21 protein-coding genes are annotated in these 20,987 nt (G+C 57.7%); 9 read left to right on the forward strand and 12 right to left on the reverse strand.

Annotated elements, in window-relative coordinates:
- Window positions 1-154 precede the first annotated feature (154 nt).
- Together ACI2KB_RS16000 and argF are read right to left on the reverse strand one after the other, a co-directional pair.
- Window positions 155-1,201: an ABC transporter ATP-binding protein gene (locus ACI2KB_RS16000; RefSeq protein ID WP_404636266.1), complete on the reverse strand. Its 1,047-nt coding sequence runs from the start codon at window positions 1,199-1,201 to the stop codon at window positions 155-157.
- Window positions 1,198-2,118 carry an ornithine carbamoyltransferase gene (gene argF, locus ACI2KB_RS16005; RefSeq protein WP_404636143.1) on the reverse strand — a complete coding sequence of 307 codons (921 nt, stop codon included), beginning with the start codon at window positions 2,116-2,118 and terminating at the stop codon, window positions 1,198-1,200. The genes ACI2KB_RS16000 and argF overlap by 4 nt, the downstream gene beginning before the upstream one ends.
- 451 nt (window positions 2,119-2,569) lie before the next feature.
- Between argF and ACI2KB_RS16010 the strand changes: the two genes are divergently transcribed.
- The 3 genes from ACI2KB_RS16010 to grxD all read left to right on the forward strand — a co-directional run bounded on the left by ACI2KB_RS16010 (window position 2,570) and on the right by grxD (window position 5,573).
- Window positions 2,570-2,872 carry a hypothetical protein gene (locus ACI2KB_RS16010; RefSeq protein WP_062387999.1) on the forward strand — a complete coding sequence of 101 codons (303 nt, stop codon included), beginning with the start codon at window positions 2,570-2,572 and terminating at the stop codon, window positions 2,870-2,872.
- Window positions 2,873-3,018: 146 nt separating this feature from the next.
- Complete coding sequence (locus ACI2KB_RS16015; protein ID WP_404636145.1) at window positions 3,019-5,127, forward strand: molybdopterin oxidoreductase family protein; 2,109 nt, start codon at window positions 3,019-3,021, stop codon at window positions 5,125-5,127.
- A gap of 116 nt (window positions 5,128-5,243) precedes the next feature.
- Complete coding sequence (gene grxD, locus ACI2KB_RS16020; RefSeq protein ID WP_108239385.1) at window positions 5,244-5,573, forward strand: Grx4 family monothiol glutaredoxin; 330 nt, start codon at window positions 5,244-5,246, stop codon at window positions 5,571-5,573.
- Window positions 5,574-5,833: 260 nt separating this feature from the next.
- On the opposite strand, the gene bfr is transcribed toward grxD, so the two are convergent.
- From bfr to pyrC, 4 genes are all read right to left on the reverse strand, one after another.
- On the reverse strand, window positions 5,834-6,310 hold the full coding sequence (bfr, locus tag ACI2KB_RS16025) for a bacterioferritin (protein WP_400592811.1): 477 nt from the start codon (window positions 6,308-6,310) through the stop codon (window positions 5,834-5,836).
- A gap of 200 nt (window positions 6,311-6,510) precedes the next feature.
- Complete coding sequence (locus tag ACI2KB_RS16030; RefSeq protein WP_166593464.1) at window positions 6,511-6,729, reverse strand: bacterioferritin-associated ferredoxin; 219 nt, start codon at window positions 6,727-6,729, stop codon at window positions 6,511-6,513.
- A 289-nt stretch (window positions 6,730-7,018) separates the two neighbouring features.
- The gene (rnt, locus tag ACI2KB_RS16035; protein WP_404636148.1) at window positions 7,019-7,696 is read right to left on the reverse strand and encodes a ribonuclease T; all 678 of its coding nucleotides are present in this window, start codon (window positions 7,694-7,696) and stop codon (window positions 7,019-7,021) included.
- Window positions 7,693-8,739: a dihydroorotase gene (pyrC, locus tag ACI2KB_RS16040; protein WP_404636150.1), complete on the reverse strand. Its 1,047-nt coding sequence runs from the start codon at window positions 8,737-8,739 to the stop codon at window positions 7,693-7,695. Before pyrC ends, rnt begins: the two co-directional genes overlap by 4 nt.
- A 147-nt stretch (window positions 8,740-8,886) precedes the next feature.
- On the opposite strand from pyrC, the gene ACI2KB_RS16045 reads away from it, so the two are divergent.
- Together ACI2KB_RS16045 and ACI2KB_RS16050 are read left to right on the forward strand one after the other, a co-directional pair.
- The gene (locus tag ACI2KB_RS16045) at window positions 8,887-9,873 is read left to right on the forward strand and encodes an OmpA family protein (RefSeq protein WP_404636152.1); all 987 of its coding nucleotides are present in this window, start codon (window positions 8,887-8,889) and stop codon (window positions 9,871-9,873) included.
- 129 nt (window positions 9,874-10,002) lie between these two features.
- Window positions 10,003-11,220: an argininosuccinate synthase gene (locus tag ACI2KB_RS16050; protein WP_404636154.1), complete on the forward strand. Its 1,218-nt coding sequence runs from the start codon at window positions 10,003-10,005 to the stop codon at window positions 11,218-11,220.
- An 85-nt stretch (window positions 11,221-11,305) separates the two neighbouring features.
- On the opposite strand, the gene ACI2KB_RS16055 is transcribed toward ACI2KB_RS16050, so the two are convergent.
- On the reverse strand, window positions 11,306-11,899 hold the full coding sequence (locus tag ACI2KB_RS16055) for a hypothetical protein (RefSeq protein ID WP_404636156.1): 594 nt from the start codon (window positions 11,897-11,899) through the stop codon (window positions 11,306-11,308).
- Window positions 11,900-13,034: 1,135 nt separating this feature from the next.
- Between ACI2KB_RS16055 and ACI2KB_RS16060 the strand changes: the two genes are divergently transcribed.
- Window positions 13,035-13,661: a response regulator gene (locus tag ACI2KB_RS16060; protein WP_404636158.1), complete on the forward strand. Its 627-nt coding sequence runs from the start codon at window positions 13,035-13,037 to the stop codon at window positions 13,659-13,661.
- A gap of 120 nt (window positions 13,662-13,781) precedes the next feature.
- Here the strand turns inward: ACI2KB_RS16060 and ACI2KB_RS16065 are convergent, their stop codons facing one another.
- From ACI2KB_RS16065 to metG, 4 genes are all read right to left on the reverse strand, one after another.
- Window positions 13,782-13,964 carry a PA3496 family putative envelope integrity protein gene (locus ACI2KB_RS16065; protein WP_404636159.1) on the reverse strand — a complete coding sequence of 61 codons (183 nt, stop codon included), beginning with the start codon at window positions 13,962-13,964 and terminating at the stop codon, window positions 13,782-13,784.
- A 106-nt stretch (window positions 13,965-14,070) separates the two neighbouring features.
- On the reverse strand, window positions 14,071-14,709 hold the full coding sequence (gene nth, locus ACI2KB_RS16070) for an endonuclease III (protein ID WP_404636160.1): 639 nt from the start codon (window positions 14,707-14,709) through the stop codon (window positions 14,071-14,073).
- A 105-nt stretch (window positions 14,710-14,814) separates the two neighbouring features.
- Window positions 14,815-15,798 carry an electron transport complex subunit RsxB gene (gene rsxB, locus ACI2KB_RS16075; protein WP_404636161.1) on the reverse strand — a complete coding sequence of 328 codons (984 nt, stop codon included), beginning with the start codon at window positions 15,796-15,798 and terminating at the stop codon, window positions 14,815-14,817.
- A gap of 61 nt (window positions 15,799-15,859) precedes the next feature.
- Window positions 15,860-17,908: a methionine--tRNA ligase gene (metG, locus tag ACI2KB_RS16080; RefSeq protein ID WP_404636162.1), complete on the reverse strand. Its 2,049-nt coding sequence runs from the start codon at window positions 17,906-17,908 to the stop codon at window positions 15,860-15,862.
- Window positions 17,909-18,208: 300 nt separating this feature from the next.
- Here metG and apbC point away from each other — a divergent pair, with 300 nt between their 5' ends.
- Window positions 18,209-19,303, forward strand: a complete 1,095-nt coding sequence (gene apbC, locus ACI2KB_RS16085) for an iron-sulfur cluster carrier protein ApbC (protein WP_404636163.1) — start codon at window positions 18,209-18,211, stop codon at window positions 19,301-19,303.
- Between the two features lie 264 nt (window positions 19,304-19,567).
- Here apbC and ACI2KB_RS16090 read toward each other — a convergent pair whose 3' ends face one another.
- The gene (locus ACI2KB_RS16090) at window positions 19,568-19,777 is read right to left on the reverse strand and encodes a cold-shock protein (RefSeq protein WP_010445013.1); all 210 of its coding nucleotides are present in this window, start codon (window positions 19,775-19,777) and stop codon (window positions 19,568-19,570) included.
- A 307-nt stretch (window positions 19,778-20,084) separates the two neighbouring features.
- Here ACI2KB_RS16090 and dcd point away from each other — a divergent pair, with 307 nt between their 5' ends.
- Entirely contained in the window at window positions 20,085-20,651 is a 567-nt protein-coding gene (gene dcd / locus ACI2KB_RS16095; protein ID WP_010445012.1) for a dCTP deaminase, read from the forward strand.
- A gap of 109 nt (window positions 20,652-20,760) precedes the next feature.
- Window positions 20,761-20,982: a hypothetical protein gene (locus tag ACI2KB_RS16100; protein WP_404636166.1), complete on the forward strand. Its 222-nt coding sequence runs from the start codon at window positions 20,761-20,763 to the stop codon at window positions 20,980-20,982.
- The last annotated feature ends 5 nt before the right edge of the window (window positions 20,983-20,987 follow it).

Below are 20,987 nucleotides of genomic sequence, written 5' to 3' on the forward strand. Positions count from 1 at the left end.
GCGTATTCCCTGTGGGAGCGAATTCATTCGCGATGGCGTCGGCAAAGCCCATGGATCTCTAGCGGATGTACCTTTGTCATCGCGAATGAATTCGCTCCCACAGGGGAATAGCATTTCAATCCGCCGGGAACGTGACAAACCGTAGAGGGTTTGGTCAGGCTGTTGGAAACAACACCAAATGCTCAGCCGCCACCCGAATCCCGGCGTCGTCCCCTACACGCAAATCGACGTTGCTGGGGAACAGGCCTTCCAGTGGCGTACCGCTCGGCAATTGCAGCCGATACAACGTGGCAGCGCCCTGGAACGTCTTGCTGGTGACCCGGGCTTTCAAGGCGTTGTCCGGTGCGTAGACGATGTCATCCGGGCGCAGCAGCACGTCCATCGGCGAACCACTGGCCCCGCGGTAGGCGCGGTTGCCGCGCAGCGCACCCAGCTCGGTCTGCACCGATTCGGCATCGATCAATTGGCCACGAATGAAATACCCCTGGCCGACGAAGCTGGCGACATAAGGCGTGGCCGGTTCGTGATAGAGGTTGTAGGGCGTGTCCCACTGCTCCAGTCGGCCTTCCTTGAACACCCCGACATGATCGCTGACCGCGAAGGCTTCCTCCTGATCGTGGGTGACCAGAATTGCGCTGGTGCCACGGGCCTTGAGGATATCGCGCACCTCATGGCTCAAGCGCCGTCGCAGCTCGCCGTCGAGGTTGGAGAAGGGTTCGTCGAGCAGCAGCAGTTGGGGTTCAGGGGCCAGCGCACGGGCCAATGCGACACGTTGCTGCTGGCCCCCGGACAGTTCGTGCGGATGGCGTTTGCCCAGCGTGCCGAGGTTGACCAGCTCCAGCATCTCCTCGATCACGTGTGTCAGGCGCGGATGGTTGCGGATGCCAAAGGCAATATTGTCGGCGACTGTGAGGTGGGGGAACAGCGCGTAGTCCTGAAACACCATGCCGATGCGACGCTTTTCCGGTGCCAGTGTGAAACCGGCTTTGGAAATGACCTCGTCCGCCAGCACGATTTCACCTTCATGCACGGGCTCGAAACCGGCAATGGCCCGCAGCGTCGTGGTCTTGCCGCACCCTGACGAACCCAGCAGGCAGCCGATGTCACCGGCATTGAGGTGCAGATTGAGGTTCTGCACCACGCGTTGGTCTTGATAGCCACAGGCCAGGTTGCGCAGTTTCAGCAGCATGGGGTCACTCAGGCGGGTGTGTAGGCAGGTGCCACGAGGAACTCCAGCAGCGCCTTTTGTGCGTGCAGTCGGTTCTCGGCCTGATCCCACGCGACCGAGCGCTCGTCATCGAGCAGGTCTTCGCTGATCTCTTCACCACGGTGCGCTGGCAGGCAATGCATGAACAGCACATCGTCAGCGGCCAGATCGAGCAGTTCGCGGGTCACCTGGAAGGGCTTGAACAGCGCGTTGCGTTTGGCGGTTTCGTCTTCCTGGCCCATGGAGGTCCAGACGTCGGTGCTGATCAGATGCGCGCCCTTGACCGCTTCGCGAGGGTCACGGGTCACGGTCACACGGTCACCGGCCAGGGCCAGGAAGGCCGGGTTCGGCTCATAGCCTTCAGGGCAGGCGACCCGCAGATTGAAGTCGAACTGGATCGCCGCTTCTATATAGCTGTTGCACATGTTGTTACCGTCGCCGATCCAGGCCACGGTCTTGCCCTTGATCGAGCCGCGGTGTTCAAGGAACGTCTGCATGTCGGCCAGCAGTTGGCACGGGTGCAGATCATCGGACAGGCCGTTGATCACGGGCACGCGTGAATGCGCAGCGAATTCGGTGAGATTGCTGTGAGCGAAGGTGCGGATCATCACTGCGTCGACCATGCGTGACATGACGCGTGCGCTGTCGGCAACCGGCTCGCCACGGCCCAGTTGCGTGTCGCGAGGAGACAGAAAGATCGCCTGACCGCCGAGTTGAATCATGCCCGCCTCGAAGGAAACCCGGGTACGAGTCGAAGATTTCTCGAAGATCATGGCCAGTACACGACCTCTCAGCGGCTCGAAGAGCACGCCTCGATTTCGCAGGTCCTTCAGCTCAATGCCGCGACGGATCAACGCGCCCAGCTCATCTGGCGTGTAATCCATCATCGAGAGAAAGTGCCTGGTGTTCATCATTAACTACCTTGTCTGCAACAGAGCGCAGATCCTCAAAGCCGGGTTTTATCGGGAAAACGGGCGAGACCTGCGGCGAAAGCCGCACGGGGCGACGAATAGGGAAGGCGCGAGGGTATAAGAAAATGTCGCCTCGTGCCAAGGCCCGGCGTGTCTGAAAAAGATCGTCAGACGTTCGGTCGCTTGAATATGGCGAGTTCAGGACGCTTTTCATGTACCGAAGTGCTACAGTTGCGTACACAACGAAGGCAATTAGCCATCGTCTCATCGACAACAGGGCAAAGGTTTTACACCGCCGTGTCGGACGCTGGCAATTACTGCCGATTCTGCAACAGTTTCAAAATGCTGCAGGACCTTATGCGACACGCTTCACGCCGCGCAAACCCGGACGTTTCCTAAACCAGTGGCGTGGGTTATAAAGACTGCTTATGTCCTCCAGAAGAGGTGGGGAATGGATTCAAAAGAGAAACAACTGACGGAACTGCTCGGGCTGACCGCCCGCACCCTCACGCACCTCACGGCTTCCATGACATCGATGTCGTTCGAGCTGATGCGCAGTGAAGATGAAGTGACTCGCTCGGCGGGTCGTCGCATGATCGACCGCATGGCCACCATTAGCGCGGGTCTCGACGATCATTGGCGTTTGATTGGCGAATTGACTGGCGTGCAGGTCTCGCAGGAGCAGGTCGAAACCGTTCACGAGATTCAGATGCAGCGCAAGGTCGTCACCCCCATCGGCGGCTCCGCTTCCTGATTTTCCCTCCTTTGCGCAGGTGAGCTATCGGCTCACCTGATGCTGTCCGATTCACGGCACTGACGTTTCTGGCGGATGTCCGCAACAGGCTCCATAGTCTTGTTTCCGCGATGCTCCAATCGCTATACAAGAACGTGAGACTGGCGATGACCAAGACTCTCCATCACCGTGCCTGTCACCTGTGCGAGGCCATCTGTGGCCTGACCATCGAAACCACCCTTGAGGATGACGCGTCGGTGCGCATCAGCTCGATCAAGGGCGATGCGCTGGACACCTTCAGCCGAGGGCATATCTGCCCCAAGGCTGTTGCCCTGCAAGATATTCAGAACGATCCGGACCGGCTACGCCAGCCGATGCGCCGTATCGGCACCGAGTGGCAGCCGATCGCGTGGCAAGACGCTTTCGACCTGGTCGCTGAACGCCTGGCCGACATCCAGCAGCGTCATGGGCACAATGCGGTGGCGGTGTATCAGGGTAACCCCAGCGTTCACAACTATGGGTTGATGACCCACAGCAACTACTTCCTCGGCCTGCTGAAAACCCGTAACCGGTTTTCGGCGACCTCGGTGGATCAACTTCCTCACCACCTGACCAGCTATTTGATGTATGGCCACGGCCTGTTACTGCCGATTGCCGACATCGACCACACCGATTTCATGCTGATTCTGGGGGGGAACCCGCTAGCCTCCAACGGCAGCATCATGACCGTGCCCGACGTGGAAAAACGCCTGAAGGCCATTCAGGCACGGGGTGGCAAAGTCGTGGTGGTCGACCCGCGGCGCAGCGAAACGGCCGCCATTGCCAATCAACACGTGTTCATCCGTCCGGGCGGCGATGCGGCTTTGTTGTTTGGGCTGTTGCACACGTTGTTCGCTGAAGGGCTGACACGGGACACGCATTTACCTGTAGACGGGCTGGAAGAGGTCCGGGCGGCCATTGCGCACATGGACGCCGAAGCCATGAGCCTGCGTTGTGGTGTTCCTGCTGAGCAGATCCGTCAATTGGCCCGTGAATTCGCAGGGGCGGACAAAGCCGTGTGTTATGGGCGCATGGGCATTTCCACTCAGGCGTTCGGCACCTTGTGCCACTGGCTGGTGCAACTGATCAATCTGGTCACGGGGAATCTGGACCGAGTGGGTGGCGCACTCTGTACCGAGCCTGCGCTGGACCTGGTGGCATCGACATCAGGGGGCAGTTTCAATCGTTGGCAAAGCCGCGTGTCGGGGCTGCCCGAGTATGGCGGCGAGTTGCCGGTCTCGGCGCTGGCCGAGGAGATGTTGACCGAAGGCGAAGGGCAGGTGAGGGCGCTGGTCACAGTGGCGGGTAACCCGGTGCTCTCAACGCCCAACGGACGCAAGCTGGACCAGGCGCTGGAAGGTCTGGAATTCATGGTCAGCGTCGACCTCTACATCAATGAGACCACCCGCCACGCCGATCTGATCCTGCCGTCCACGTCGGCTCTGGAGAATGATCATTACGACACCACATTCAATATGTTCGCGGTGCGCAATGTCACCCGCTTCAATCGGGCGATTCTCGCTAAACCTGAGGGAGCGTTGCACGACTGGGAGATTTTCGTCGGGCTGGCCCAAGCGTTTGCGCTCAAGACCGAGCGGGAGTTGAAACCGACCATCCCGCCCGCGCAAATGGTGGATCGTGGTTTGCGAGCCGGGCTGTATGGCGACACGTCTGCGTTCAAATTGTCGCTGGGAACGCTGCATGATCACCCTCACGGGCTGGATTTGGGGGCGTTGAAGCCCAATCTTGCGACGCGTCTGCGAACGGCCAACCAACGCGTTCAGGCGGCGCCTGAGGTGATCCTCGCTGATTTGGTGCGATTCGCTACGGCACAATTGCCCCCCGCAGACGAATTGTTGCTGATCGGTCGGCGCCATGTGCGCAGCAACAACTCCTGGATGCACAACTACCATCGTCTTGTGAAAGGCAAGCCTCGGCATCAATTGCTGATGAACCCTGAAGATCTGGCCAGCCGTGGATTGAGCGATGGCCAGCGAGTGCGCGTAAGTTCGCGGGTGGGGGTGATTGAAGTCGAAGTCATGGGCAGCAGTGACATGATGCCCGGCGTGGTCAGCTTGCCGCACGGCTGGGGGCATAGGCGTCCGGGCGTACAGATGGACATCGCCCGCGATCAGCCTGGAGAGAGTGCGAACGATTTGACCGATGAGCGGCAACTGGACGCTGTCTCCGGGAATGCAGCGCTTAACGGCGTTCCCGTCACGGTAGCCGCTGCATGACATTCATCATATTTATCGGATCGATTAAAGCCAAGACCGAGCGTTACGCTGGGTAATCGGTTAGAATGCGCCACCGTGTCGACTCATACAGTCGTAAAGTTCAGCCGAGGTGCTCCATGGATATCATCGAAACGATCAAAGACCAGATTGCCAAAAACACCGTCCTGCTTTACATGAAAGGCGCCCCGAATGCCCCGCAGTGCGGCTTCTCGGCCAAGGCTTCTCAGGCCCTTATGGCGTGTGGCGAGAAGTTCGCGTACGTCGATATCCTGCAGAACCCTGAAATTCGCGCCAACCTGCCAAAGTACGCTAACTGGCCAACCTTCCCACAACTGTGGGTCGACGGCGAACTGGTGGGCGGTAGCGACATCATCGTTGAAATGCATGCCAACGGTGAGTTGCAGCCACTGATCAAGGCTGCGGTCGAGAAGAACGCGACTGCCTGATTCGGCTGTTGAGGAAAAGCCCCGCTCTCTTACGAGAAGCGGGGCTTTTTTGTGGACGTCGTTCCTGACCGCGACGCCCCCCTGTGGGAGCCGGCTTGCTGGCGAAGGCGCCCGGTCAGACATTGAGGTGTTAAATGAATCACCGTATTCGCCAGCAAGCCGGCTCCCACAGTGATGTGCCGTCCCATAAAAAAGCCCTGCCAGGCTCAACGCCGGGCGGGGCTTTTTTGTAGGCTAAGACTTTGTAGGCTAAGACTGAATCAGTCTTCTTCGCCCATCTGCGATTGCAGGTAGTTCTCGATACCGACTTTGTCGATCAGGCCCAGTTGGGTTTCCAGCCAATCGATGTGCTCTTCCTCGGATTCGAGGATGTCTTCCAGCATCTCACGGCTGCCGAAGTCGCCAACACTTTCGCAGTGAGCGATGGCGGCTTTCAGATCCGCGTGGCCTTTGCGTTCGATCTTCAGATCGCACTCCAGCATTTCCTTGGTGTGCTCGCCGATCAGGATTTTGCCCAAGTCTTGCAGGTTAGGCAGGCCTTCCAGAAACAGGATGCGCTTGATCAACTTGTCAGCGTGCTTCATCTCGTCGATGGATTCTTTGTACTCGTGCTTGCCCAGCTTGTTCAGGCCCCAATCTTCGTACATGCGGGCATGCAGGAAGTACTGGTTGATCGCGACCAGCTCGTTTCCGAGGATCTTGTTGAGATGCTGGATGACTGTAATGTCGCCTTTCATGATCGAGGTCCCGTCGAAGATGTTTATATACAGGCGCCAAGTTTGAGCCTCGAATTATCCTCTGTCAAACCTAAGTTATTGAATAATAAGTGAAAATAAATAGGAATAAGAATGTTTGTGTTCCTCATCTTATCGCTAAGCGATTGAATTACAGGCATAAAAAAACCGGACACAAGGTCCGGTTCTTGAAAAACAGCTAATTATGCAGCAGAAAATTCTGCAGGGTAGGCGAGTGCAGCCTGCGAGGTTTGCAGCTCGGTCAGGGTTTCACGCACCACTTCCTTCGCCAGGCAGGCACATTTCCCACATTTGCTGGCGACACCCAAGGTCTCGCGCACTTCACGATAGCTGCAGCATCCTTCCATGATCGCTTCGCGGATTTGTCCGTCGGTGACACCTTGGCAGAGGCAGACATACATATAAAAAGGACCGTCGCAGAGTTATTTGCTCATGTGCGACGGATACTAATGTTAATGAGAATGCTTGTCAAAGCTACTTCCTGAACGACAGATGAACGTCGATGAATGGTCATGTGCGTGAGCTTGGCGCAGGACTTGTGGGAGCCGGCTTGCTGGCGAAAGCGACGTGTCAGGCAACCTCTTTCCAGCAGACCCGGCGCCTTCGCCAGCAAGCCGGCTCCCACGCGATTGGTGGTGAACCCGAAAAAAAACCGGCCACTTGGGCCGGTTTCTTGGGTTGGCACAGACTTCAATCGTCGAAGTCGTGCCAGCCGCCCATTTCCTTCCAGCGGTTCACGATCCCGCAGAACAGCTCGGCGGTCTTTTCGGTGTCGTAACGCGCCGAATGGGCTTCACGGCCATCGAAATCGATACCGGCCGACTGGCAGGCTTTCGCCAGCACGGTTTGGCCATAGGCCAAGCCCGCAAGCGTGGCGGTGTCGAAGCTTGAGAAGGGATGAAACGGATTACGTTTCATGTCCAGCCGCGCCACGGCCGCGTTGAGGAAACCGAGGTCGAAACTGGCGTTGTGGCCCACCAGGACCGCCCGTTTGCAGCCGTTGGCCTTCAGCGCCTTGCGCACGCCCCGAAAGATATCGGTCAGCGCGGTTTCTTCGCTCACGGCCATGCGCAACGGGTGATCCAGCTTGATCCCGGTGAACTCCAGCGCAGCGGCTTCGATGTTGGCGCCCTCAAACGGCTCCACACGGAAGAAGTACGTGTGCTCCGGGAAAACAAAACCGTGGTCATCCATGCCGATGGTGGTCGCCGCAATTTCCAGCAACGCATCCGTGGCCGCATTGAAGCCGCCTGTCTCCACGTCGACAACGACCGGCAGATAACCGCGAAAACGCGCTGCCATCGGGTGCCTGGAGCCTGTACCGCCGCCAGAACCTTCTTGATCGTCGTCGTAAAGGTCTTCACTCACGCGTTGTCCTCCAGCAAGCGCCAGCGCAATTTCTCTCCGGCGCGCAGCGGGATGACCGACAGCTCGCCGAAAGGCAGGCTGGCCGGGGCGGTCCACTCATCACGCACCAGCGTGATGGTGTCGGTGTTGGCTGGCAGGCCATAGAATGCCGGGCCGTTGAGGCTGGCGAAGGCTTCCAGTTTGTCCAGCGCGTTACGCTGTTCGAAGGCTTCGGCGTACAGCTCGATGGCTGCATAGGCGGTGTAACAACCGGCGCAACCGCAGGCTGCTTCCTTGGCGTGCTGCGCGTGCGGCGCCGAGTCGGTGCCCAGGAAGAATTTCGGGCTGCCGCTGGTGGCTGCGTCCAGCAAGGCCACCTGATGGGTGTTGCGCTTCAGGATCGGCAGGCAATAGAAGTGCGGGCGAATGCCGCCCACCAGCATGTGATTGCGGTTGTACAGCAAATGGTGCGCGGTGATGGTCGCGCCAACGTTGGCCGAGGCTTCGTTGACGAACTGCACGGCGTCGCCTGTGGTGATGTGTTCGAACACGACCTTGAGGGGCGGGAAACGCTCAACGACACGACGCATGTGCTCATCGATGAAGATTTTTTCGCGGTCGAACACGTCGATGTCGCCACGGGTCACTTCGCCGTGGATCAGCAGCGGCATGCCGACTTCGGCCATCGCTTCAAGGACCGGGAAGATCTTGTCGACGCTGGTCACGCCAGAGTCGGAGTTGGTGGTGGCGCCGGCAGGGTACAGCTTGGCGGCGTACACGAAGCCACTGGCCTTGGCAGCGCGGATGTCATCGGGCTGGGTCAGGTCGGTGAGGTACAGCACCATCAGCGGCTCGAAGCGGCTGCCTTGCGGGCGGGCCGCGAGGATGCGCTGACGATAGGCATCCGCTTGTTCCGCGTTGCGTACCGGTGGCACGAGGTTTGGCATGATGATGGCGCGGCCAAAAGTGCGCGCAACGTCAGCGACGGTGTGGGGCAAAACAGCGCCATCACGAAGATGGATGTGCCAGTCGTCGGGACGCAGGAGGGTCAGGCGGTCGGACATGGGGGGATTCCAGGCGGGCAAACTCGCTGGGAATGCTACCGGAAAAGACTCGTCCAGGCACTCGCTATCAAGTTTTGTAGGAAGTTACCGATAGACACGTGTAAGCGATCAATTTGTTTCGCGTGAAATTTTCTAGTGGAGCCTCCCGTGCGCCAGCGATATCTAGCCCTGCTCAGCGTGTTTGCCAGCCTTCCGGCCATGGCTCTCACTTTCCAGACCCGTCTGGAGAATATCGAGTGGAAGGTAGAGGGCGATCAGTTCGAATGTCGTCTGAGTCAACCGATCACCGATTTCGGTGCGGGCGAGTTCGTGCGTCGTGCAGGTGAACAGGCCACTTTTCGGCTGAAAGCCACAGGCTACAGCCTGGCGTCCGGCTCGGCCACGCTCATTGCAGCGGCAGCGCCATGGCAACCGGGGCGGGGCGATCTGAACCTGGGCGCTGTGAAGGTCGGCAACGGCGAGATTCCTTTCAATACCAATCAGGCCCAGGCCGGTCGGCTGATCGCAGGGCTGATGGAAGGGCGCAGCCCGGTCATTCGTCATGCCCTGCGCGATGGTGGCGGGGCGATGGAAGTGCGTTTATTGCCGGTCAAGTTCAGCAAGGCGTACACAGACTTTCAACTGTGTACCGCCAAGTTGCTGCCCATGAACTTCGACCAGGTACGTCAGGCTGAAATCGGCTTCCCGGGTGGCGGTATCGATCTGGATGCCCAGGCCAAGCGTCGTCTTGATACGGTACTGGCTTACATGAAGGCCGACCCGACCGTCAATCACGTCGAACTGGATGGCCATTCCGATAACAGCGGCAACCGCCTGACCAACCGCGATCTGTCTCGTCGCCGGGCCTTGGCCGTCATGGATTACCTGAAGGCTCAAGGCGTGCCGGAAGAGCAGATCACTGTTCGCTTCCATGGCGAGCAATACCCCTTGGTGCCCAACACCAATAATGCCAACCGTGCGCGCAACCGTCGGGTGAACATTCACCTGGATCGCGTGGCCGAACAGAAACCAGCCGTGCCGCCCGCCGCAGCCCCCGCGCCATTCGCGCCACCTGCTCCAGCGCCTTCCGCTATGCCGGCACCCACGCCTGCGCCGACCACTGCAACGGGAGCTGCGGCGTCCAAGGTCTCCTGAGTCATCCCCGCACGTCGTGTGTTCGACAGCTTCTGTCGCTTCGTCGTCAGAAGCTGTCGCGACACTGTAAATCCAAGCGTATGAGCGGTAGAATCCGCGGTTTTCCGTACAACGCGTTGGAGTGATGGCATGGCGGACGTTAACAAGGTAGTTCTCGCGTATTCCGGTGGCCTGGATACTTCGGTAATCCTCAAGTGGCTGCAGGATACGTATAACTGCGAAGTGGTGACTTTTACCGCTGATCTGGGTCAGGGCGAAGAAGTCGAACCCGCACGCGCCAAGGCGCAAGCCATGGGCGTCAAAGAAATCTACATCGACGATCTGCGCGAAGAGTTCGTGCGCGATTTCGTGTACCCGATGTTCCGTGCCAACACCGTTTACGAAGGTGAGTACCTGCTGGGTACTTCCATCGCGCGTCCGCTGATCGCCAAGCGTCTGATCGAAATCGCCAACGAAACCGGCGCTGACGCCATTTCCCACGGCGCGACCGGCAAGGGCAACGACCAGGTTCGTTTCGAGCTGGGCGCCTACGCACTTAAACCAGGCGTTAAAGTGATTGCCCCTTGGCGCGAGTGGGACCTGCTGTCTCGCGAGAAGCTGATGGACTACGCCGAGAAGCACGCGATCCCGATCGAGCGTCATGGCAAGAAGAAGTCCCCGTACTCCATGGACGCCAACCTGCTGCACATCTCCTATGAAGGCGGCGTACTGGAAGACACCTGGACCGAGCACGAAGAAGACATGTGGCGCTGGACCGTTTCCCCGGAAAACGCGCCAGACAAGCCGCAGTATCTGGAACTGACCTATCGCAACGGCGACATCGTTGCACTGGACGGTGTTGAAATGACCCCGGCCACTGTTCTGGCTACGCTGAACCGCATCGGTGGTGAGCACGGCATCGGTCGTCTTGACATCGTTGAGAACCGTTATGTCGGCATGAAGTCCCGTGGTTGCTACGAGACCCCTGGTGGCACCATCATGCTCAAGGCGCACCGCGCCATCGAGTCGATCACCCTGGACCGTGAAGTCGCTCACCTGAAAGACGAGCTGATGCCGAAATACGCCAGCCTGATCTACACCGGCTACTGGTGGAGTCCTGAGCGTCTGATGCTGCAACAGATGATCGACGCTTCCCAGGTTCACGTGAACGGCGTTGTGCGCCTGAAACTGTACAAGGGCAACGTGATTGTGACCGGTCGCAAGTCCGACGATTCGCTGTTCGACGCCAACATCGCGACCTTCGAAGAGGATGGCGGTGCGTACAACCAGGCCGACGCAGCGGGCTTCATCAAGCTCAATGCGTTGCGCATGCGCATTGCGGCGAACAAGAACCGCAAGTTGTTCTGATCGCATCATCTTCAGGGTGCGGCCTTTCGGGGGCTGCACCCGCTCTCCGGGTTACCTCATCTTTTCCATTTTCGAAACATGCTCGTCATGAGTCGTTCTGATCTTCGGATGGCACCTGTCGGACATCCTGTTCTCCTTCCATCGGCGCTGCCGTTTGATTCGACTCAGGCTTTGGAGCGTTTTTGAATTCAAAGCGGTAGGCTTTGCCGATATTCCAGACGTCACGCACTGCAAGTTCCAGCAATTGCGCGATCTCCGGCACGGTATAACCCAATGCCGAATAATGCATGGCATGCCCGGCGACGGTATCGTCGACAGCGAGCGTGTCCCGGCTGCGCTGAGGCCTTGATCCTCTGACAGGACGGCTGTAATGAATCTTCACGCCGTTTTCGCTGGCCAGGCGCTTGATCTCCTTGCGGTTCATTCGCAATGAATATTGAAGCGCGGTAACCCCTGCGCCCTTGGCGACCAATCCCTTCAATTGTTCGATTTTGGCATGCGCGTGAGTCGCGTCAGTCAGGCTTTCGTCAGTGGGCTGAGCCTCCCAGTTCGAGTGTCGAGTTTCGCCCTCGGGAACAACGCTGATGATGCCACCCTTGGCGACGTAGGCTTCCACCGCTTCTTCCAGTTTAAGAGCGGGGATGACGGAACCCGAAGTTATATCTGTTCGCTTGGTCATGGTCTGTTCCTGTTAATGTGTTGATATATACGATTCGATATGCCAGAGGCCCGTGATCGAATAAATGAATGCACCGCTGGCAGGATGTTCCGTGCAGCCGAGTCCTGCTCGCGTATTAATACAGGCAAGGTCTTATAAATGGATGGGCGATGGCTCAGGCGACGTGACGGGCAGGAGGTGTAGTTATAGTTGCCTGAAACCGGAAAAGGTTGAGGAAAAAAGTAACGACTGGAAATAGGTTTGGCAAGTAAAAAATGTTTTTTTGGCAGGGGCGTGAAGTTGGAGTGAAGGGGTCTTACAAGTGAATGAGTTCAGTCCGTTAGTGTTGTAGTATTTTTCTTATTTATTAATATTTGTCTGGAATTGCAGTCGGATTTCGTATTACGTGTGTGGCGGGCGCCTGACGAATCATGAAGGCATGTTGAATGTAAGTTCTCCCATTGTTTGATGAGTTAGGCACGGGTTGCACGCAGTCGTAGAGCACCGGGCTAAACGGGCGTTGTTGCTCCGGGCGAGGCGTGGCTTCGGCCTATTCCGAAAGGTGTGTAGGAGATTTCGTTAAATAAATATGTATAGGAAATGATTTTTTTGAGTGTGTATTTTTCAACATTGCGCTGATTGACAAGGCGGGGTTGTAATTTGCAATATTTTATGATTGAACTTGCATGGAATGTTTCCAGGATCCGCTTATCCTGAGCATCAATGCGATCATGATGCAGGTAATGGGATCATTTGGGCGTCTGTCTCATAACGACGCGTCCCTCATATTTCGATAATGAGAGAATTCTTTAAGCCGACTGATATTTCGATGTCTGAGAGCGCGGCCATTGACATGGGGAGAGCGGTTTCGTGGGCAGGCGGATCAATGAGTGGATATGCGGCAAACACTGGTTTCTTCACAATGCCTTACGGGGGCTGTTCAAAACCTGCGAATGGAGAAGTCAGTGTGGGATGGTGGCAGGCTGTCCGGCCGGAAACTCGGGTGCATAAGTCTGGTTTTGTAGGACATTTCTGTTGCTTGAGTGGGAAAGGTCTTTGCCTGCTAGTCCAAAGGGAGGAGCGCCATGCAAAGCGGTAAACGACTAAGCTATTGTGCGGGCTCCAAAATATCGAACAGCAAAAAAATGGACTGCACATGAATAAAGTGTTGATCGTGGACGATCACCCCGTCATTCGGCTCGCCGTGCGCATGCTGATGGAGCGGCATGGCTACGAGGTCATCGCTGAAACGGACAATGGAGTGGATGCACTGCAGCTGGCCAGGGAGCATTTGCCCGATATCGTCATTCTGGATATCGGTATTCCAAAGCTCGACGGGCTTGAAGTCATTGCGCGGCTGACAGCGATGACACTGCCGTTCAAGGTCCTGATCCTGACATCACAGGCGCCTGGTCATTTCTCGATGCGCTGCATGCAGGCAGGCGCGGCAGGCTATGTGTGCAAGCAGCAGGATCTGACCGAGTTGCTGAGCGCTATCAAGGCGGTGTTGTCCGGATACAGTTATTTTCCCAATCAGGCGCTTCACACGGTGCGTTCGAGTCTGGGCAATGCCAGCGAAGCGGAAATGGTTGATCGCCTCTCAGGGAGGGAGATGATGGTCTTGCAGCAGTTGGCGAGGGGGAGGACCAACAAGGAGATTGCTGACGGGATGTTTCTCAGCAACAAGACCGTCAGCACGTATAAAACGCGTCTGCTGCTCAAACTGAATGCGCACTCGCTGGTTGATCTGATCGAGCTTGCCCAGCGCAACGGTCTCGTTTAGCGATAGCTCCAATCGCCCTTGCGAGCATGATGGTCATCAAAAAGTTGCGGGTGCCTCAGCGGACTTCTGCCGATAAGGCAAAAGCCTCTCGAAACCAGGAGAGGCTTTGAGCGCCAGGGGTCAGAAGTCGAAGTCGTAATCCGCGAGCTGCTTTTGCAGGCGACGCTCTTCCAGAAGATTATCGATGGTGCGGCGCTTGCTGAGATTGGTTTTCGCAGTTTCTACGGGTACTTGCACGGCTTCGTCCGCGTCGGCGGACACGAAGTCGTCATCTACGTCCATCTGCTCTTTGTCAGTGCTCATGAAAGTTGACTCCAGCTTAGACTGTCATTGGCGCACCTTATAACGACAAAACCGAACCGGGTAAAAAAGATTTTTTCAATCGATCATCAGGCAAAAACGCTATTGCTCAATCGTCAGAAGTCTTCTGCTTGAACTCACACAAATCTTCGATCCGGCAACTGCCGCAGCGAGGCTTTCGGGCCACGCAGACGTAGCGACCGTGCAGGATCAGCCAATGGTGGGCGTCCAGGAGATAATCTTTCGGTACGAACTTCATCAGTTTGTTTTCGACATCGACAACGTTCTTCCCCGGCGCGATTCCGGTGCGATTGCTGACGCGGAAAATGTGTGTGTCGACCGCCATGGCCAGTTGGCGAAACGCGGTGTTGAGAACCACGTTTGCTGTTTTGCGACCCACCCCTGGCAGCGCTTCGAGCGCTTCACGGGTTTGCGGAACTTCACCCCCGTGCAACTCGATCAGCATCCGGCATGTTTCGATGACGTTCTTCGCCTTGCTGTTGTAAAGACCGATGGTCTTGATGTACTCCGAGAGGCCTTCAACACCCAGTGAGTAGATGGCCTGCGGCGTATTCGCGACAGGGTAAAGCCGCGCAGTCGCCTTGTTGACGCTGACGTCGGTTGCCTGGGCGGAAAGAATCACAGCGATCAGCAGCTCGAATGGAGAGCTGTAGGACAGTTCGGTTTTAGGATCGGGATTGTCTTCGTGAAGACGGCGAAAGATTTCCAGACGTTTTGCTGCGTTCATGGAGTGGGGATTCCCAAGGGCATCATCAGGTCGTTTTTATCAGGCGGCGTGAAGGCAGGGATTCAGTCTACGTGGCTTCAATGGCCCGCAGGGCTTGTTCTGCCTCTACGATTTAGCAAGCTGCTCCGCGGTCACCTCAGTGGCTTGTGCCTTCTTGAGCGCGGCTCGACGCATCGCCAACTGGATCTTTGCCCGATTCAGCGCTGCCTTGTCGGGCTTTTCGGCGTTTGCATCCGCTCGTACGGGCAGGGGCGGTGACTCGTTGGAAGGCGTTGCCTTCAGAAGTGCTGCCAGTGCTCGTTCCGCGTCTTCAAATTCACGCTGTAACACCACCAATTGAGCGGCTTGTTCGGCGATGGGGGGATGACCAAATGCCTTGAGCGATTTGTTTAATTGGGCACGAGTCATGTTGACGTGTACACGCGCCTGCTTCAAGGCGGCGTCGCCCACTGCGGCTTTCTGCACGCGAACGCGCTCTAATGCTGCCTGCACCGGGTCAACGGTGGTTGGGGCCAACACCTGTGGTGGCTGCTGGCGAGCCAGGCGTTCGGCCTGGCGCTGCTGTGCTTCACGTTGCAGGCGTAGCGTACGTGCCTCGAATCGCTGGCGAGCATGGTCTCGCTTTGCGGTTCTGGCGACGCGTTGGGTTTCGTCAAATGCAAGCCCGCCGACGATGGGAACGACGTTCGATGAGGGCAAGGGCAGCATGTCGATGCAGTCAACCGGGCATGGGGCGACGCACAGATCGCAACCTGTGCACTCGTCGGCAATCACCGTGTGCATCAGCTTCGCAGCTCCCACGATGGCGTCCACGGGACAGGCTTGAATGCATTTGGTACATCCGATGCACTCAGCTTCCCGGATGAAAGCAACTTGTGCAGGTGCGCTGCCGCGTTCGGTGTCGAGCGGAAGAGCGGTGACGCTCAGCAAATGCGCCAACGCGGCGATGGTTTCATCGCCGCCCGGAGGGCACTTGTTGATGGCTTCGCCGTTGGCGATCCCTTCGGCGTAAGGCTTGCAGCCGGGGTGGCCGCATTTGCCACACTGGGTCTGTGGCAACAGGGCGTCGATACGCTGAATCAGGTTCATGCTTGGACCAAAGGCCGACGCTGTCGAGGCGTCGGCGCCTTTTGTGTGCTTGATGCGTTGTTTACTTGATGCGTTGACCAGGTTTGGCGCCGCTGTCCGGGCTCAGCAGGTAGATTTCCTCACCGCCAGGACCTGCTGCCATCACCATGCCTTCGGAGATGCCGAAGCGCATTTTCCGTGGCTTCAGGTTCGCGATCATCATGGTCAGACGGCCTTCCAGCTCGGCCGGGTTCGGGTAGGCGCTCTTGATGCCGGAGAATACGGTGCGCTTCTCGTCACCGATGTCGAGGGTCAGGCGCAGCAGTTTGTCCGCACCTTCGACATGTTCGGCTTTCTCGATCAGCGCCACGCGCAGGTCGATGGCTGCGAAGGCGTCGAACTCGATTTCCGGCGACAGCGGGTCTTTCGCCAATTCGCCGTTGCCCGGTGGGGCCGTGCCGGTATCGGTGGCGCTGGCCGCCAGATCTTCTTTCGAGGCGTCAGTCATGGCTTCCACTCTGGCCGGGTCGATACGGGTCATCAGGGCCTGGAACGGATTCAACTGATGGTTGCCGAGCAGCGTCAGGTGGTCGTTCCAGGTCAGCGGTGCAACGTTGAGGAATCGCTCGGCATCGGCCGCCAGTTTCGGCAGGACGGGCTTGAGGAAGATCACCAATTGGCGGAACAGGTTGACGCCCAGTGCGCAGATCGCCTGCACCTCGTCCTGTTTGCCTTCCTGCTTGGCCAGCGACCATGGCGCCTTGTCAGCGATCCAGGCGTTGGCTCGGTCGGCCAGGGCCATGATTTCGCGCATGGCACGAGCGAAATCACGACCCTCGTAGGCGTCGGCGATACTCGGTGCGGCGGCGAGGAAGGCGTCAGTCAGTTCAGGCGCAGCGTTGTCGGCAACCAGCACGCCCGCGTTGCCTTTGTGAATGAAGCCTGCGCAGCGGCTGGCGATGTTGACCACCTTGCCGATCAGGTCGGAGTTGACCTTCTGTACGAAGTCTTCAAGGTTCAGGTCCAGGTCGTCGACGCCGCGGCTCAGCTTGGCCGCGTAGTAGTAGCGCAGGTATTCCGGCGACAGGTGCTCAAGGTAGGTGCGCGCCTTGATGAAGGTGCCGCGGGATTTCGACATCTTCTGGCCGTTGACGGTCAGATAGCCGTGAACATTGATGCCGCTCGGCTTGCGGAAGCCCGAGCCGTCGAGCATGGCTGGCCAGAACAGGGCGTGGAAGTTGACGATGTCCTTGCCGATGAAGTGGTACAGCTCGGCGGTCGAGTCTTTGTTCCAGAACGCGTCGAAGTCCAGGCCTGGTGTGCGCTCGCACAGGTGCTTGAAGCTGGCCATGTAGCCGATTGGCGCGTCCAGCCAGACGTAGAAATACTTGCCCGGCTCGTCTGGAATCTCGAAGCCGAAATAAGGCGCATCACGGGAGATGTCCCATTGCTGAAGACCCGCGTCCAGCCATTCGGCGATCTTGTTCGCGACGGCGTCCTGCAGGGTGCCGCTACGGGTCCACTCTTTGAGCATGGCGTCGAAGGCGGGCAGGTCGAAGAAGAAGTGTTTGGAATCCTTGAGCACCGGGGTCGCGCCGGAAATCGCGGATTTCGGGTCTTTCAGGTCGGTCGGTGCGTAGGTGGCGCCGCATTTTTCGCAGTTGTCGCCGTACTGGTCTTCTGTGCCGCATTTCGGACAGGTGCCCTTGATGAAGCGATCGGCCAGGAACATTTTCTTTTCCGGGTCGAAATACTGGGTCACTGAACGCGTGGCAATGTGACCGGCGTCCCGCAGACGAGTGTAGATCAGGCTCGACAACTCGCGGTTTTCTTCGGCGTGGGTCGAATGGAAGTTGTCGAAATCCACCAGGAAGTCGGCAAAGTCGGCACTGTGCTCGGCCTGCACGTTGGCGATCAGTTGCTCAGGCGTAATGCCTTCCTTCTCGGCGCGCAGCATGATGGCCGAACCATGGGCGTCGTCCGCGCACACGTAGATGCACTGATTGCCACGGTGCTTCTGGAAACGCACCCACATGTCGGTCTGGATGTACTCCAGCATGTGGCCAAGGTGGATGGAACCATTGGCATAGGGCAGGGCGCTGGTGACGAGAATCTTGCGTGGCTCGGACATGGGGCTCGGCTACTTGAAGTGAAACGGAGATCGGCCACTATAAAGGCCTGAGCGTTTTTTTTCATCTCGCAGATGGGCGCAGGGAGACCTTTTACGATGTCTGAATACGCTACAGACCTTGTGGGAGCCGGCTTGCTGGCGAATGCGGTGCATCTGCAATTCATCAGGGGGCTGACACTCCACATTCGCCAGCAAGTCTGCGCAGTGTATGGAGTGTGGCCTGCAAAACCGCGCCCCGCTCATCTGACAGACGCGGTAGGATAGCCGCCTGTTTTGCTCAGTCTTTTTCGGGAGTGACCCATGAGCGCTGTGAATCGCGCAACGGTGGAGGCTGTTCTTCGCCAATACACCGATCCTTATTTGAACCAAGACCCAGTCAGTGCCGGTTGCGTGCAGGCCATAGACATCGAGGGTGAGCGCGTCAGTGTGCAATTGGAACTCGGTTATGCCGCCGATCTGTTCAAGAACGGTTGGGCGCAGATGCTGCAACTGGCTATCGAAGGGCTGGACGGCGTGACCTCGGCGAGGGTTCACATCAATATCCGCATCACCGCGCACAAGGCTCAGGGTCAGATACCAGGCCTGACCAACGTGAAGAACATCATTGCAGTAGCCTCGGGCAAGGGCGGCGTGGGCAAGTCCACGACCGCCGCAAACCTGGCGCTGGCGCTGTCTCGCGAGGGCGCGCGCGTAGGCATTCTGGATGCGGATATCTACGGCCCGAGCCAGGGTGTGATGTTCGGTATTCCGGAGGGGACTCGTCCCAGGGTGAAGGATCAGAAATGGTTCGTGCCCATTGAGGCCCATGGCGTCGAAGTGATGTCGATGGCCTTTCTGACGGACGACAACACGCCGATGGTTTGGCGTGGTCCGATGGTCTCTGGCGCGTTATTGCAGCTGATTACCCAGACGGCCTGGAACGATCTGGATTATCTGGTTATCGACATGCCGCCGGGCACAGGCGATATACAGTTGACCCTGGCGCAGAAAGTACCGGTGGCCGGCTCGGTGATCGTCACCACGCCGCAGGATCTGGCGTTGCTGGACGCGAAGAAGGGCGTGGAAATGTTCCGCAAGGTCAACATTCCGGTGTTGGGTGTGGTGGAGAACATGGCCGTGCACATTTGTTCGAATTGTGGCCATGCCGAGCATCTGTTTGGTGAGGGCGGTGGTGAGAAGCTGGCCTCGCAATACGGTGTCGAACTGCTGGCGTCGCTGCCGCTGTCGATGCTGATTCGCGAACAGGCAGATGGTGGCAAACCAACAGCCATCGCGGAGCCGGAAAGCCAGATCGCCATGATCTATCAGGAACTGGCTCGCCACGTGGGCGCACGGATCGTGTTGCAAGAAGCGGCTTCGCCAGCGATGCCGAATATTTCCATTAGCGACGATTGATCATGCCTGCGCCCTCGATCTCCTGTGGATTAACCAGTAGAGGCGAGGTTTTCTAGGGGAGCCGGCTTGCTGGCGAAAGCGGAGGATCAGTTATTAATGAAGTAACTGACAGCTCGCATTCGCCAGCAAGCCGACTCCCACAGGGGGGGGGGGCAGCGCATGTTGTGTCTCCGTGAAACCATGGTGCCTGAGGTGGGGGTGTTCTTGAAGGCATAAAAAAACCCCGCTTTTGAGGGCGGGGTCTTTCAAGCGATGAAGCGCAAGTTAGATAACTTGTACTTCTTCAGCTTGCATGCCTTTCTGGCCGCGGGTAGCGACGAAAGAAACCTGCTGGCCTTCTTTCAGGGTTTTGAAGCCGTCAGCCTGGATGGCTTTGAAGTGTACGAACAGGTCGTCACCGGATTGTGGGGTGATGAAGCCGAAGCCTTTCTCATCGTTGAACCACTTAACGGTACCGGTTTGGCGATTGGACATGGGATGTCTCCTTGGACAAAGTTAACTGCGACTCAGGAAGAGCCCTGGCCGAGACTGAGTGCAAAGAGCAGGAAAATTCGAGATGGTTGGATCGAAATTCAACATCGTGTAGAGATTCTCAGTGACACAAGCAACACAGTGGCGTCACCATAAACCTTTTTGAGAGGTGTGCCAATGCTTCCCCGACGTTTATTTCGGCGGATGACAGACGGTTCGCACCCCGCGTCGTGCGCAGTCTTTGAACCGGACGCTCATGCCCGGTAAGATGCCGGACATCTTTTTTCACCTCGCTATTCAGGACACCGCCATGAGCATCAAATCGGACAAGTGGATTCGCCGCATGGCGCAAGAGCACGGCATGATCGAGCCCTTCGTGGAGCGTCAGATGCGTGGCGAAGGCGCCGATCGTCTGATTTCCTTCGGTGTGTCCAGCTACGGCTACGACGTACGGTGTGCCGATGAATTCAAGGTGTTTACCAATATCAATTCGGCCACCGTCGATCCGAAGAACTTCGACGCGGGCAGTTTCGTCGACATCAAAAGCGACGTATGCATCATTCCGCCAAACTCGTTCGCGCTGGCCCGCACTGTCGAGTACTTCCGCATTCCGCGTAACGTGCTGACCATCTGCCTGGGCAAAAGCACCTACGCCCGTTGCGGTATCATCGTCAACGTGACCCCGTTGGAACCGGAATGGGAAGGCCATGTGACCCTGGAGTTCTCCAACACCACCACGCTGCCTGCGAAGATTTACGCCAACGAAGGCGTCGCGCAGATGCTGTTCCTTGAGTCCGACGAAGAATGTGAAGTGTCTTACAAGGATCGTGGTGGTAAATACCAGGGCCAGCGCGGCGTCACCCTGCCTCGCACTTGATAGCACCGTTGGTCATATCGCAACTGAATTTGTCTCGAAAAACGCACTCTATGTACTGAACTGTTCCCATCCGCACCATGCGGATGGGACCAACGCTCAGGAGTGCCCTATGAAGAGACAAGTCAAGACCAGCAGCAAGGAAACCGACCCCGGACAGAATCAGGTCGGGTTGCTGGCATGGTCGCTGTTAGCGCATCCTCACCTGATTAACATGGTTGCCGGTGGCATCCCTGGCCAGCCGAATCCCGACACTCCCAACGATTTCCCTCAGCCTGAAGAACCCGGTGAGCCGACGTTGCCCGACGAGCCACCTCCCGCTCCGGTAGCATGACCCGC

This window comes from Pseudomonas sp. NPDC088444, assembly GCF_044900175.1.
Taxonomy (GTDB): domain Bacteria; phylum Pseudomonadota; class Gammaproteobacteria; order Pseudomonadales; family Pseudomonadaceae; genus Aquipseudomonas.

What these genes read in the sequence shown, in the direction of transcription:
- argF (WP_404636143.1), bottom strand. Translation starts at nt 2,118, where the DNA reads ATGAACACCAGGCACTTTCTCTCGATGATGGATTACACGCCAGATGAG.
- ACI2KB_RS16050 (WP_404636154.1), top strand. Translation starts at nt 10,003, where the DNA reads ATGGCGGACGTTAACAAGGTAGTTCTCGCGTATTCCGGTGGCCTGGAT.
- ACI2KB_RS16060 (WP_404636158.1), top strand. Translation starts at nt 13,035, where the DNA reads ATGAATAAAGTGTTGATCGTGGACGATCACCCCGTCATTCGGCTCGCC.
- grxD (WP_108239385.1), top strand. Translation starts at nt 5,244, where the DNA reads ATGGATATCATCGAAACGATCAAAGACCAGATTGCCAAAAACACCGTC.
- metG (WP_404636162.1), bottom strand. Translation starts at nt 17,908, where the DNA reads ATGTCCGAGCCACGCAAGATTCTCGTCACCAGCGCCCTGCCCTATGCC.
- ACI2KB_RS16015 (WP_404636145.1), top strand. Translation starts at nt 3,019, where the DNA reads ATGACCAAGACTCTCCATCACCGTGCCTGTCACCTGTGCGAGGCCATC.
- nth (WP_404636160.1), bottom strand. Translation starts at nt 14,709, where the DNA reads ATGAACGCAGCAAAACGTCTGGAAATCTTTCGCCGTCTTCACGAAGAC.
- ACI2KB_RS16090 (WP_010445013.1), bottom strand. Translation starts at nt 19,777, where the DNA reads ATGTCCAATCGCCAAACCGGTACCGTTAAGTGGTTCAACGATGAGAAA.
- ACI2KB_RS16030 (WP_166593464.1), bottom strand. Translation starts at nt 6,729, where the DNA reads ATGTATGTCTGCCTCTGCCAAGGTGTCACCGACGGACAAATCCGCGAA.
- ACI2KB_RS16010 (WP_062387999.1), top strand. Translation starts at nt 2,570, where the DNA reads ATGGATTCAAAAGAGAAACAACTGACGGAACTGCTCGGGCTGACCGCC.
- rsxB (WP_404636161.1), bottom strand. Translation starts at nt 15,798, where the DNA reads ATGAACCTGATTCAGCGTATCGACGCCCTGTTGCCACAGACCCAGTGT.
- apbC (WP_404636163.1), top strand. Translation starts at nt 18,209, where the DNA reads ATGAGCGCTGTGAATCGCGCAACGGTGGAGGCTGTTCTTCGCCAATAC.
- ACI2KB_RS16055 (WP_404636156.1), bottom strand. Translation starts at nt 11,899, where the DNA reads ATGACCAAGCGAACAGATATAACTTCGGGTTCCGTCATCCCCGCTCTT.
- bfr (WP_400592811.1), bottom strand. Translation starts at nt 6,310, where the DNA reads ATGAAAGGCGACATTACAGTCATCCAGCATCTCAACAAGATCCTCGGA.
- ACI2KB_RS16065 (WP_404636159.1), bottom strand. Translation starts at nt 13,964, where the DNA reads ATGAGCACTGACAAAGAGCAGATGGACGTAGATGACGACTTCGTGTCC.
- dcd (WP_010445012.1), top strand. Translation starts at nt 20,085, where the DNA reads ATGAGCATCAAATCGGACAAGTGGATTCGCCGCATGGCGCAAGAGCAC.
- ACI2KB_RS16100 (WP_404636166.1), top strand. Translation starts at nt 20,761, where the DNA reads ATGAAGAGACAAGTCAAGACCAGCAGCAAGGAAACCGACCCCGGACAG.
- pyrC (WP_404636150.1), bottom strand. Translation starts at nt 8,739, where the DNA reads ATGTCCGACCGCCTGACCCTCCTGCGTCCCGACGACTGGCACATCCAT.